Source organism: Paracidovorax konjaci, from assembly GCF_900112675.1.
In the GTDB taxonomy this organism is placed as follows: domain Bacteria; phylum Pseudomonadota; class Gammaproteobacteria; order Burkholderiales; family Burkholderiaceae_C; genus Paracidovorax; species Paracidovorax konjaci.
Genome location: NZ_FOMQ01000003.1, coordinates 13457 through 25718 on the forward strand (window position 1 = coordinate 13457; position 12262 = coordinate 25718).

The window sequence follows — 12262 nt, forward strand, 5'->3', positions numbered from 1 at the left end:
TGTCAGCCAGACGGAAGGGCACGCATGCTATCCTTGCCCGCGATAAAAAGCGCCACCCGGGCTCCACGGCACGCCCCGGGCCTCGGCGCTTGGCGAATTCAACACTTAGAGGACATCCATGAGACTGATTCTTTTGGGCGCGCCCGGCGCCGGAAAGGGCACGCAAGCCGCGTTCATCTGCCAGAAGTACGGCATCCCGCAGATCTCTACCGGCGACATGCTGCGCGCCGCCGTCAAGGCCGGCACGCCGCTGGGCCTGCAGGCCAAGGCCGTCATGGATGCCGGCAAGCTGGTGAGCGACGACCTCATCATCAATCTCGTCAAGGACCGCATCGCCCAGCCCGACTGCGCCCAGGGCTTCCTCTTCGACGGCTTCCCTCGCACGATCCCTCAGGCGGACGCCATGAAGGCCGCGGGCGTCAAGCTCGATTACGTGCTGGAAATCGACGTTCCCTTCGACGCCATCATCGAGCGCATGAGTGGCCGCCGGTCGCACGCTGCGAGCGGCCGCACCTACCACGTCAAGTTCAACCCGCCCAAGGTGGAAGGCAAGGACGACGTCACGGGCGAGGACCTGATCCAGCGCGAGGACGACAAGGAAGACACCGTGAAGAAGCGCCTGGAGGTCTACAGCGCCCAGACCCGCCCGCTCGTCGAGTACTACTCCAGCTGGGCCAAGGCCGATCCGGCCCATGCCCCCAAGTACCGCGCCATCAGCGGCACGGGCACGGTGGAAGAGATCACGCAGCGCGCGCTGGCCGCTCTCGCAGGCTGACGCAGGCCGCCGGGCCTGGGCCTGGGCCTGGAAGGGCCCTATCAACCAAAACGCCGCCCCCGGGCGGCGTTTTGCATGGTGTGCCGGATCAGGCGCCCGTGGAAAGCAGCTCCAGCAGCAGATCCACGCGCGCCTTCACCGCGCTCATGCCCTGGCTGTCGGGGAGCGTGTCCCCAGGGCGCGGCAGCACCTGCCCCAGCGGGCAGCGTGTGGCCACCCGCACGGCGACGCCCGCTGCCTGAGCACGCTCCAGCGCCGCCTGCAGCCGGTGGTGCAAGGTCCCATTGCCGGTGGCCGCCACCACCAGGCCGTGGACGCCGTCCGCCACCAGCAGGTCCACCGCGCGGCCCGTCGCACCCGCATGAGAGAGGACGATTTCCACACGCGGCCAATCCTTGGCTTTTGCTACATTTTCAATAGCAATCTTCGCAGATTCGACGGCGGCATCGGGCCAGTTCGATGCCAGGCGTACCGCGCCCTGCTCCACCCAGCCCAACGGGCCCGCGTCGGCCGATGCGAAGGCATGCAGGCGGTAGGGATGCACCTTCTGCACCAGGCGTGCGCCGTGCACCTCGCCCGCGGCCACGGTAACCACACCGCGCGCGCCCGGCGTGGTGATCACGGCCATGGCATCGAGCAGGTTCTGCGGGCCGTCCGGGGCCTGCGCCGTGGCCGGGCGCATGGCCGACACTAGCACCACGGGCTTGTGCGCCGCGCCCGCCAGCACGCGGTGCAGGAACCACGCGGTTTCTTCCAGCGTATCGGTGCCGTGCGTGACGACCAAGCCCCGCACCTGCGGGTCGGCCAGCCGCTCCGCGCAGCGCAGCGCGAGGGCGCCCCAGACGGCGTCGTCCATGTCCTTGCTGTCGATCTGCGCGACCTGCTCGGCCTCGAAGACCGCGCCCTGCGCCGCCCGCTCCAGCCCCGGCACCGCCGCGAGCAACTGCCCCACGCCCACCTGCGCCGCGGTGTAGCCGATGTTGTCTTCCGCGCTCGCGGCCGTTCCCGCGATCGTCCCGCCGGTGCCGAGCACCACGATTTTTCCTGCAACCACTTGCATCGCCTCGATAAACTGTTTAAAAATACAGTGGCTGGATCGAACCACAGCTTTTTGCCCGGTCCACCCCGCGCCCCCGGCGCGCCGTTCCCTTCACCGGAGTGCTCCGCATGCTCGACAGCCCCAAGCTCACCGCCCGCCAGCAGCAAATCCTCGATCTGATCCAGACGGCCATCTCCCGCACCGGCGCCCCGCCCACGCGGGCCGAAATCGCTGCCGAGTTCGGCTTCAAGTCCGCCAATGCGGCCGAAGAGCACCTGCAGGCCCTCGCACGCAAGGGCGTGATCGAACTGGTGAGCGGCACGTCCCGCGGCATCCGGCTGCGCGGCGAGGCCGTCAGGTCCATCAATGCCGCACGCGGTGCGCAGTTCCATCTGCCGATCCCCGGGCTCACCCAGTTGGCACTGCCCCTCATCGGCCGCGTGGCCGCCGGCTCGCCGATTCTCGCCCAGGAACACGTCGACCAGACCTACAGCGTGGAAGGCAGCCTCTTCCAGCACAAGCCCGACTACCTTCTCAAGGTGCGCGGCATGTCCATGCGCGACGCGGGCATCATGGACGGCGACCTGCTCGCCGTGCAATCCACGCGCGAGGCACGCAACGGCCAGATCATCGTGGCCCGCCTGGGCGACGACGTCACCGTGAAGCGGCTGCGCCGCACGGCCGGCGCCATCGAACTGCTGCCCGAGAACCCGGACTACCCGGTCATCACCGTGCAGCCCGGAGAGCCGTTCGAGATCGAAGGCCTTGCGGTGGGCCTGATCCGCAACACCATGCTCATGTAGCCTGCCCGGCGCTGTCCGTGGGGTGCTTCCGGCGCTTTCAGGCCTGCTGGAACCCCTTCGGCCCCGTGCGCCGGCCTCCGGCTTCCAAAGCCCTCCTGCGTTGCCCAGGTGGCGGGCGTATGGCGATCCATTTCGCGTGGATGGCCAACCCTGCGGCATCGCCCTGCCTGATCCAAGCCAATCCTGCCAGTGTTCAACCCATTCTGACCGCTGGAGTTTTCCATGGCAAAGGCCCTTTTCGCACCCACCACCCTGAACGCGCTCACGTCCCTCATCCCACCGCTGCATGCGCTGGTCCGCTGGCTGCGGGGTCCGTCGCCCGCGGCACCGCCGAGCCACGTGCCGGTCTGGACCCGCTGGCCCGACCAGCCGGCAGGCGGCGTCGACGCCGTCCCTGCGGATGGCACGGCCCTTCCTGACCATCCGGCGTCCCGGCGCACCGGTGCGGACCAGGGCATGGCGCGCGCGGCGGGCAGCTCGCTCATCTGCCTGCCCACAACCACAGCCCCTGCCACTGCCACCACCCCCGCCATCGCGTCGCCATCCGCCGCACCAGGAAGCCGGCCCGGGCTGCAGCGGCAGGTCAGGCTCCCCGGGCGCGCAGCCGCCACGGGCGCCCCCGGAACGGTGCGGGTGGTAAAGCGCCGCCAGGCCGGCGCGCCCGAGCGCTTCGTGATCTCCGGCCGCATGGCGGATGTGCGCGCCGAACTGGAGCGCTGGGCCGCGCTGGAAGCCGTCCTGCACTGATCGCCCCCACCAGCCCGCGCTGCCGGGAGCAGGCAAGCGGCCACCGGGACGCGCGGCCAACGGGCGTTTTGCCGCGGCCGCGAGGGATGGCCTCCAAGGGCCTCTGGGAGTGCGTCTGGCCAGAAACCCGCGGCCATTGGTGCAAGCGCCTGCCGCACGGAGCCCGCCACCGCGGTGCCGCGCAGAATGCTCGCCGAGCGCATGGCCGCCCTTGCGCTCGGGCCCCTTTGCTTTAGCCCTCTCCCTCTCCTTCTTCCCCGTGCGGCTCTTTTTCGGCTCGCCCGGCGCTCTCGACTCTTTTCAGCTGTTGATCTGCGCCCAGAGCTTGTCGAGCCGCTTCACGCTCACGGGCTGCGGGGTGCGCAACTCCTGCGCGAAGAAGCTCACGCGCAACTCCTCCAGCAGCCAGCGGAGTTCCTGCATGCGCGCATCCACCTGGCCCTTGCGCTCCGCCACCAGCCGCCAGTAGCGCTGCTCCTGTGGGCGGAGTTCCGCCAGCCGGCCGGCGTCGCGCACGGCATCGGCCCGGACCTTGTCGAGGCGCAGCGTGATGGCCTTCAGGTACCGCGGGAAGTGCGCCAATTGGGACCACGGCGCACCTGCCAGGAAGCCCTTGGGCACGAGCCGCTGCAGTTGCTGCTGCGCATCCTGCGTGGCCTCGGGCGCGCCCTTGGTGTCCTTGATCTTGCGCACCGCGGTGGCGTATTCGGCCAGGATCGCGCCGGCCAGGCGGGCCACCTCGTTGGCGATCAGCGTGAGCCGGCCGCGGCCCTCCTGCACGCGGCGCTGGAAGTCGGCCTCGTGGGTGGGCAGCGGATCGACCAGGAAGGCGCGGTCCAGGGCGACGTCGATGATCTGCACGCGCAGCTCTTCCTGGGTGCCCAGCGGCATGTACGCCACGGCCATTTTCTGCAGGTCCGGGATGTTCTTTTCCAGGTACTTGAGCGCGTCCTTGATCTGCAGCGCGAAAAGCCGGCGCAGGCCCGCGCGGTGCCGCGCAGCGGCGACCTCGGGCTCGTCGAAGACCTCGATGGTGACGGCGTCCGTGCCGTCGATGAGCGCAGGGAACCCGATCAGCGTCTGGCCACCCTTGCGGATCTCCATGAGTTCCGGCAGCTCTCCGAAGGTCCACGCCGTGTAGCGTTGCCCCGCTGGTGAAGCGCCACCGCGGGATGGCCCTGGTGCCGGAGCCGCCGCACTGCCGGCGCCCGCGCGGGACGGGCCCGCCGCGGCGGACTCGGCATTCGCTCCTTTATTAATAGCAAACTTCTCAATGTTTCCGGCGGCATGGAGGGGTTTTTCCTCCGATACCGCAGCGCTGCCCGCCAGTTTGAGCCCGGCCAGCGCCTGGAAGGCCCCCCGCGCCTTGGCGCCCCATTCGGCCTTGAGCGCTCCGAGGTTGCGGCCCTGTCCCAGTTGCCGGCCGTCCTCGTGCACCACGCGGAAATTCATGAACAGGTGCGGGCTCAGCATGTCGAGCTTGAAATCGGCTCGCTTCACGTCGAGCGAGGTCTCGTCGCGCACCTGCTTGAGCAGCACGTCGATCAGGCTCCCCTGGCCGAAGCGCTCCGGCGTGCCCAGCAGTTCCGCCAGCCGTGCGGCGTTGTCGGGCAGCGGCACGAAGCGGCTGCGCGGGCGCTGCGGAAGGCTCTTGAGGAGCGCCTGGATCTTGTCCTTGAGCATGCCGGGCACCAGCCACTCGCAGCGCTCGTCGCTGACCTGGTTGAGCACGAAGAGCGGCACCGTGACCGTCACACCGTCGCGCGGATCGCCCGGCTCGTGCAGGTAGGCCGCGGCGCAGTCCACCCCGCCCAGCCGCACCACGCGCGGGAAGGCGTTGGTGGTGATGCCGGCCGCCTCGTGGCGCATGAGTTCCTCGCGCGTGAGCTTGAGCAGGTCGGGCTTCGCCTGGCTGGCCTCGCGGTACCAGGCCTCGAACCCCGCGCCGGTGCAGAGGTCGGCTGGCACCTGCTGGTCGTAGAAGGCATAGATCAGCTCGTCGTCCACCAGCACGTCCTGGCGGCGCGACTTGTGCTCCAGCTCCTCCACCTTCGCGATGAGCTTCTTGTTGGCCGCAAGGAAAGGCAGGCGCCGTTCCCAGTCCTGTGGCCACTGGTCGCCCACGAGCGCCTCGCGCAGGAAGATTTCGCGTGCGGAGCGCGGATCCACCGTGCCGAAATTCACACGGCGGCTGTTGTAGATGACGATGCCGTAGAGCGTGGCGCGCTCCAGGGCCGTGACCTGCGCGGCCTTGCGCTCCCAGTGCGGATCGAGCAGTTGTTTCTTCAGCAGATGGCCGCCCATCTCCTCGATCCACTGCGGCTCGATGGCCGCGATGCCGCGGCCGAACAACCGTGCCGTCTCCACGAGTTCGGCCGCCACGATCCAGCGCCCGGGCTTCCTGGACAGGTGCGCGCCCGGGTGCTTGTAGAACTTGATGCCGCGCGCGCCCAGGTACCAGTCTTCCTCGTCGCTCTTCACGCCGATGTTGCCCAGCAGGCCTGCGAGCATGGAGCGGTGGATCTGCTCGTAGCTGGCCGGCTGCACATTGAGCCGCCAGCGGTGCTCGGTCACGACGGTGAGCAGTTGCGTATGGATGTCGCGCCACTCGCGCAGGCGCCGCACGCTGATGAAGTTCTGGCGCAGCAAGGCCTCGTACTGGCGGTTGCTGAGCTTGTGGGTGGGTGCGGGCACCGCCGCCGCCGCAGCGGTGGCGGCCTCGGGCACAGCGGCCCCGCGCATCTGGCGCTGCGCCACGGGCAGCACGGCCTGCGAAGGGGCGCCCTTGCGGGCGGCCGCGCGCTGCACCCGCGCGGACGGCAGGCTGGGCGCGCCGCCGCGCGCTTCGTTGATCCATTTCCAGAGCTTCAGGTAGCCGCTGAATTCGCTCTTCTCGTCGTCGAACTTGGCATGGGCCTGGTCGGCCTGCTGCTGCGCCTCGAGCGGCCGATCGCGCACGTCCTGCACCGACAGGGCCGAGGCGATCACCAGCACCTCGTCCAGCGCCTGGCGCTCGCGCGCCTCCAAAATCATGCGGCCCACGCGCGGGTCGAGCGGCAGGCGCGAAAGCTCTGCACCCATGGGCGTGAGTTCGTTGGCCTCGTCGACCGCGCCCAGTTCGGCCAGCAGCTGGTAGCCGTCGGCGATGGCGCGGCCCGAAGGCGCCTCGATGAACGGGAACTGCACCACGTCGCCCAGGTGCAGCGACTTCATGCGCAGGATCACGCCGGCCAGCGACGAGCGCAGGATTTCCGGATCGGTGAAACGCGGGCGGCCGTTGAAGTCGGCCTCGTCATACAGGCGGATACAGATGCCGTTGGCCACGCGGCCGCAGCGGCCCGCGCGCTGGTTGGCGGCCGCCTGGCTCACGGGCTCGATCAACAGTTGCTCGACCTTGCTGCGGAAGCTGTAGCGCTTCACGCGCGCGGTGCCGGCATCGATCACGTAGCGGATGCCCGGCACCGTGAGCGAGGTCTCGGCCACGTTGGTGGCCAGCACGATGCGGCGCCCCGTGTGGCCTTCGAAGATGCGGTCCTGCTCGGCCTGCGAGAGCCGCGCGAAGAGCGGCAGCACCTCGGCGCCGCGCATCACGGGCTGGTGGGCGAGGTGCTTGCGCAGGTGGTCGGCCGCCTCGCGGATCTCGCGCTCGCCCGGCAAAAAGACGAGGATGTCGCCGGCCGCGTTGCCTGCCCACAGCTCGTCCACGCCGTCGGCGATGGCCTCGTTCAGCCCGTAGTCGCGGCTTTCCTCGAAGGGCCGGTACCGCTGTTCCACCGGGAACGTGCGGCCGGACACATAGATGACCGGGGCGGGCCCCCTCGCCGATTCGAAGTGCTTCGCGAAGCGTTCGGCATCGATGGTGGCCGAGGTGACCACGATCTTCAGGTCCGGCCGGCGCGGCAGGATCTGGCGGAGGTAGCCGAGCAGGAAGTCGATGTTCAGGCTGCGCTCGTGGGCCTCGTCGATGATGATCGTGTCGTAGGCCTTCAGCAGCGGGTCGGTCTGCGTCTCGGCCAGCAGGATGCCGTCGGTCATCAGCTTGACCGAGGCATCGCGCGACAGGCGATCCTGGAAGCGCACCTTGAAGCCGACCACGTCGCCCAGCGGCGTGTGCAGCTCTTCGGCGATGCGCTTGGCGACGCTGCTCGCGGCGATGCGGCGCGGCTGGGTGTGGCCGATGAGCTGCCCCTTCTGCCCCGGTGCGGCGTTGCACCTGCCGCGGCCGAGGGCCAGCGCGATCTTGGGCAGTTGCGTGGTCTTGCCCGAGCCGGTTTCGCCGCAGACGATGATGACCTGATGGGCCTGCATCGCGGCCATGATCTCTTCGCGCCGGGCCGAAACCGGCAGGCCTGGCGGGAATTCGATGCGCAGCGGCGCGGGCGGAGCTGCCGGTCGGGGCGTTGCGGACGGGGCGGGAGCGGGGGAATGCGGGGGCGCGGAACCAGTCATAGAGGGCTGCATTATCCGAACGATCCGTTGGCGCCGTACAACGAAGGCTTTCGTGCCGCCTTGCGCCACGCCGTCGGTCCCGACAGAATCCGCGCCTTCGCCCCGTACGGAGCGTGCGGCGCCGCTGCAGGCACCGCGAAACCGTACCGACCGCCGCAGCAACGAGCGACCTTGCCGCGGCACTGCACAGGAGATTTTTCCATGGCCCTTTCCTTGTTCCATTCCATCGACTGAATACGGTTCTCCGCCCCGGCTGGACCGTGTGTCGTTTCCACACTGTCCGGCCCGAGGCCCGCGCTGCCCGTCTCCCAGAGAGCGGCAGGCACGCAAAGCCCCGGTCCGCCCAGCCGGGGCTTTTGCTTTTGAGGAACCGCACGCATGAGTGCACAGAAACGTTCCCGCGCCTTCGCCGAAGGCCGGGTCAAGGCCCTGCGCCGCATGAAGCAGCCGATCGCGCTGCGCATCGAGGCCAGCGCGCCACCCCGCAATCCCGTGGCACGCGCCCTCGCGGCACGCAGCCTCGGAGGCGGCGGCGGCCGGCACATCCGCAGCCAGGGCGCCCAGCGCCGCGCCGAGCGCGTCGCGCTGCAGCGCGTACTGCGCAGCGGCTGGGACGGCTAGCCGCAACCCACCCCGGCCGGACGGGCGGATCCGGCCGCGCCCTCCTCCTTTCATGGAAGAATGGCGCGGCCGGGCCGCACGTCCGGCTTTTTTCTTGCGCCTTCGCCTCTCCCCATCCGACCACCACCCCGCTCGCACGGCAGACCGATGTCCTCCACTCCAGGCTCCAGCGCAGAACGCCGCCGGCACGTCGTCGTGATCGGCGCGGGCATCGTGGGCACGGCCTGCGCGATCGAGCTGCTGCGCTCCGGCCGCGATGTCACGTTGCTCAACCCGCACGCCGCGGGCGGCCCGGAAGCCACCAGTTACGGCAATGCGGGATGGCTGTCTTCGCACTCCATCCTTCCGCCCTCGGGGCCCGGCATGTGGCGCCAGGTGCCCGGCTATCTCATGGACCCCGCCGGCCCGCTCACGGTGCGCTGGGGCTACCTGCCCCGCGCGCTACCCTGGCTGTGGCGCTTCCTGCGTTCGGGGCGCACGCCCGCGCACGTGGCCCGCACGGCGCACGCGCTGCGCCAGCTGCTGCGCGATGCGCCTGCGCTGCACGCCAACCTGGCGGCGGAGGCCGGCGTTCCGCACCTGATCGCCCGGCGCGGCCTGCTGCACGTCTATCGCTCGCGAGCGGATTTCGCGGCGGACGGGCTCGGCTGGCGGCTGCGCGGCGACGAAGGCATCCGCTTCGAAACGATCGAGGGCGCCGAACTCCGGGCCCATGAGCCCGATCTGCTGCCGTCCTACGGTTTCGGCGTGCGCGTGGACGAGGCCGGCCACTGCGCGAACCCCGGCGCCTACCTGGCGGCCCTGGCCGCCCATGCGCAGTCGCGGGGCGCACGCTGGATCACCGGCAGCGCGACCGGGCTGCGCATCGAGTCCGGCCGCCTGCTGGCCGTGCAGACCGACCAGGGCGAGCTGCCCTGCCAGGCCGCCGTCATCGCGGCGGGCGCCTATTCGCGGCCCCTGGCCCGGGCGGCCGGCGACCGCGTGTGGCTGGATACGGAACGCGGCTACCACGCCATGCTCGATGTGCGCGCCGGCACGGCCGAGCCCGCTCCGCCCGGCCCCCGCACGTCCACGATGGTGATGGACCGCAAGCTCATCGTGCACCAGATGGCGCACGGCCTGCGCGTGGCGGGCCAGGTGGAGATCGCCGGCCTGCACGCCGCGCCGGACTGGCGCCGCGCCCGCATCCTGCTCGGGCACCTGTTCGATCTCTACCCCTCGCTGCCCCGGGGCACGTTGGAACCGGGCGCCGCCTTCTGGATGGGCCGCCGGCCGAGCACCAGCGACGGCCTGCCCTGCATCGGCCCCGCGAGCGGCTGCGCCGACGTCGTCCACGCGTACGGCCATGGCCATGTGGGCCTGGGCGCCTCGGCCCGAACGGCCGCGCTGGTGGCGCAGTCGGTGGATGGCCGGCAGCCCGGCATCGACCTCGCCCCCTTCAGTCCGGGCCGCTGGCGACGATAATCCGGCCCGCACCGAAACGCCGCCCCACCGCGCCGGAGCCTCGGCCATCGCCAGGCACTCCCGGCCCCGCTTCCTTCACCACTCCCGCCATGTCCGCTGTCTTCAATTTCACCTTCGTGCCCTGGTTCCGGTCGGTGGCGCCGTACATCCACAAGTTCCGCCACCAGACCTTCGTGGTCGGCCTCACCGGCGAGGCCATCGCGGCGGGCAAGCTGCAGGCCATTGCGCAGGACCTGGCGATGATCCAGGCCATGGGCGTGAAGATCGTGCTGGTGCACGGGTTCCGCCCGCAGGTGAACGAGCAGCTGGCGGCCAAGGGCCATGCGGCGAAATACTCGCACGGCATCCGCATCACCGACTCGGTGGCGCTCGACTGCGCACAGGAAGCGGCCGGGCAGCTGCGCTACGAGATCGAGGCCGCCTTCAGCCAGGGCCTGCCCAACACGCCGATGGCGGGCTCCACGGTGCGCGTGATCTCGGGCAACTTCCTCACCGCACGGCCCGTGGGCATCGTCGATGGCGTGGATTTCAAGCACTCGGGGCTGGTGCGCAAGGTGGACGTGGCGGGGATCCGCCGCTCGCTCGACATGGACGCGCTGGTGCTGCTCTCGCCCTTCGGGTTCTCGCCGACCGGCGAGGCCTTCAACCTGTCGATGGAGGAAGTGGCCACCTCGGTGGCGATCGCGCTCAAGGCCGACAAGCTCGTCTTCGTCTGCGAGGTGCCCGGCATCCGCATCGACCCCGAGCAACCCGAGAGCGAAGACAACCCGATCGACACCGAACTGCCGCTCGCCCAGGCCCGGCAGATGCTGGCGCGCGTGCCGCCGAGCCAGAAACCCACGGACACGGCCTTCTACCTGCAGCATTGCGTGAAGGCCTGCCAGAACGGCGTGGAACGCAGCCACATCATCCCGTTTGCCGTGGACGGAGCGCTGCTGCTCGAAATCTACGTGCACGACGGCATCGGCACGATGGTCGTGGACGAGAAGCTCGAAGAACTGCGAGAAGCCACCCCCGACGACGTGGGCGGCATCCTGCAGCTCATCGAGCCCTTCGAGAAGGACGGCACGCTGGTCAAGCGCGACCGCACCGAGATCGAACGCGACATCTCCAACTACACCATCATCGAGCACGATGGCGTGATCTTCGGCTGCGCGGCGCTCTACCCCTACCCCGAGGCCCACACCGGCGAAATGGCAGCCGTGACGGTTTCGCCGCACAGCCAGGGCACGGGCGATGGCGAGAAGCTGCTCAAGCGCATCGAGCAGCGCGCCCGCGGCATGGGCCTCAAGAGCCTCTTCGTGCTCACCACGCGCACGATGCACTGGTTCATCAAGCGCGGCTTCCAGCCCGTGGACCCGGAGTGGCTGCCCGAGGCCCGCAAGAAGAAATACAACTGGGACCGGCGCAGCCAGGTGCTGGTGAAGAACCTCTGAGCCCGCCGAAGGCTCAGCGCGCCCCTGGGGCCGCCAGGGCCCAGCGCGCGGCGAGCGCTCCCACCTGCGCGATGGCCTCGTCGCGCCGAGCCGGCTCGGCGGGACTGCCCGTCAGGTAGGAGCTCACCATGACGGGCTTGCGCCCCGGAGGCCAGAACAGGCCGGCATCGTTGCTCGTGCCGCGCGGGCCCGTGCCCGTCTTCTCGCCGATGCGCCAGCCTTGCGGCATGCCGGCGCGCAGCCGCTTGTCGCCCGTGCGGTTGCCCACCAGCCAGTCGGTGATCTGCCTGCGGCCGGCGGCCGACAGCGCCTCGCCATGCGTGATGGCCCAGATGGTGCGGGCCATGGCGCGCGGCGTCGTGGTGTCCCGCACTTCCCCTTCAGGCACGTCGTTCAGCTCGGGCTCCTTGCGGTCCAGGCGCGTGTGCGCATCGCCCAGCGAACGCAGCCAGGCCGTCAACCCCTGCGGCCCGCCCTGCGAGTCCAGCAGCAGGTTGGCGGCGGTGTTGTCGCTCAGGGTCACGGCCGCTTCGCAGAGCTGTGCCACGGTCATGCCCTCGCCGTCCGCATGCGGCGCGGTGGCGGGAGAGTAGTCCACCAGATCCACCTTGCGGTAGGTGATGCGGCGGTCCAGCCGCTCCTGCCCCTGGTCCACCCGCCGCAGGACCTGCGCTGCCAGCAACAGCTTGAAGGTGCTGCACAGCGGGAACAGCTCATCGCCGCGGTAGGCCGCCTGCCGGCCGGCCTCCACGTCCAGCAGGCCGACGCCCAGCCGCCCGCCCACCGAGGCCTCGATGCGCTGCAGCGCCTCCTGCAGCCCGGCCGCGTCCGGGGCCAGGATTTTCTTGCCCTGGGCATGGACGGCGGGCACCGCCCAAGCAGCGGCGGCCGCGGCGGCCCAACCCATCAAAGTGCGTCTCTGCATCGT

At 70.1% G+C, this 12262-nt stretch carries 9 protein-coding genes; 6 read left to right on the plus strand and 3 right to left on the minus strand.

From position 1 onward, the window contains the following. Positions 1-118 precede the first annotated feature (118 nt). Complete coding sequence (adk, locus tag BM144_RS04640) at positions 119-775, plus strand: adenylate kinase (RefSeq protein ID WP_092950148.1); 657 nt, start codon at positions 119-121, stop codon at positions 773-775. Positions 776-863: 88 nt separating this feature from the next. On the opposite strand, the gene BM144_RS04645 is transcribed toward adk, so the two are convergent. Then, positions 864-1835 (minus strand): asparaginase, encoded by a 972-nt coding sequence (locus BM144_RS04645; protein WP_092950149.1) that lies wholly within the window; start codon positions 1833-1835, stop codon positions 864-866. A 107-nt stretch (positions 1836-1942) separates the two neighbouring features. On the opposite strand from BM144_RS04645, the gene lexA reads away from it, so the two are divergent. After that, positions 1943-2617 carry a transcriptional repressor LexA gene (gene lexA / locus BM144_RS04650; protein ID WP_092950150.1) on the plus strand — a complete coding sequence of 225 codons (675 nt, stop codon included), beginning with the start codon at positions 1943-1945 and terminating at the stop codon, positions 2615-2617. A gap of 222 nt (positions 2618-2839) precedes the next feature. Next, the gene (locus tag BM144_RS04655) at positions 2840-3364 is read left to right on the plus strand and encodes a hypothetical protein (RefSeq protein WP_092950151.1); all 525 of its coding nucleotides are present in this window, start codon (positions 2840-2842) and stop codon (positions 3362-3364) included. Positions 3365-3664: 300 nt separating this feature from the next. Here the strand turns inward: BM144_RS04655 and hrpA are convergent, their stop codons facing one another. After that, positions 3665-7681 carry an ATP-dependent RNA helicase HrpA gene (gene hrpA / locus BM144_RS04660; RefSeq protein ID WP_434802644.1) on the minus strand — a complete coding sequence of 1339 codons (4017 nt, stop codon included), beginning with the start codon at positions 7679-7681 and terminating at the stop codon, positions 3665-3667. A 510-nt stretch (positions 7682-8191) separates the two neighbouring features. Here hrpA and BM144_RS04665 point away from each other — a divergent pair. The 3 genes from BM144_RS04665 (at position 8192) to argA (ending at position 11334) form a co-directional block, all read left to right on the plus strand. Next, the gene (locus BM144_RS04665) at positions 8192-8434 is read left to right on the plus strand and encodes a hypothetical protein (RefSeq protein WP_092950152.1); all 243 of its coding nucleotides are present in this window, start codon (positions 8192-8194) and stop codon (positions 8432-8434) included. Positions 8435-8581: 147 nt separating this feature from the next. Continuing rightward, positions 8582-9898 (plus strand): NAD(P)/FAD-dependent oxidoreductase, encoded by a 1317-nt coding sequence (locus BM144_RS04670; protein ID WP_092950153.1) that lies wholly within the window; start codon positions 8582-8584, stop codon positions 9896-9898. 89 nt (positions 9899-9987) lie between these two features. After that, positions 9988-11334, plus strand: a complete 1347-nt coding sequence (gene argA, locus BM144_RS04675) for an amino-acid N-acetyltransferase (RefSeq protein ID WP_092950154.1) — start codon at positions 9988-9990, stop codon at positions 11332-11334. A gap of 13 nt (positions 11335-11347) precedes the next feature. Here argA and bla read toward each other — a convergent pair whose 3' ends face one another. Next, positions 11348-12259: a class A beta-lactamase gene (gene bla, locus BM144_RS04680; RefSeq protein ID WP_217644323.1), complete on the minus strand. Its 912-nt coding sequence runs from the start codon at positions 12257-12259 to the stop codon at positions 11348-11350. Between the last annotated feature and the right edge of the window lie 3 nt (positions 12260-12262).